A 242-nucleotide genomic window follows, 5' to 3' on the forward strand; every position below is an offset into this window, starting at 1 on the left:
TCCATACACCTTGCTCTACAAAATAGGCCTGAATTTTAGCAACATCAACATTGCCAGCAGCCTCGTTTATTTCAACAAAACCTATTTCACCTAAGGTACGCACATTAGCAACTGCATTAAGTTCACTGCATTTATGAAGTTGTTGTAGTTGGGTTTTAATTTGCTTTATTCGTTGTTGCCAGTTTTGCTTAAGTAATAAATCAATACTTGCGCAGGCCGCTGCACAGGCAAGTGGGTTAACC

Annotated in this window: 1 protein-coding gene; it reads right to left on the reverse strand. The window is 39.7% G+C overall.

The features are described 5' to 3' along the window. Nucleotides 1-242: aminotransferase class III-fold pyridoxal phosphate-dependent enzyme (locus AAEY94_RS20805; RefSeq protein WP_350979947.1), on the reverse strand; the 242-nt coding region annotated here is incomplete at both ends.

The sequence above is a fragment of the Shewanella sp. AC34-MNA-CIBAN-0136 genome (assembly GCF_040309945.1).
Taxonomy (GTDB): domain Bacteria; phylum Pseudomonadota; class Gammaproteobacteria; order Enterobacterales; family Shewanellaceae; genus Shewanella.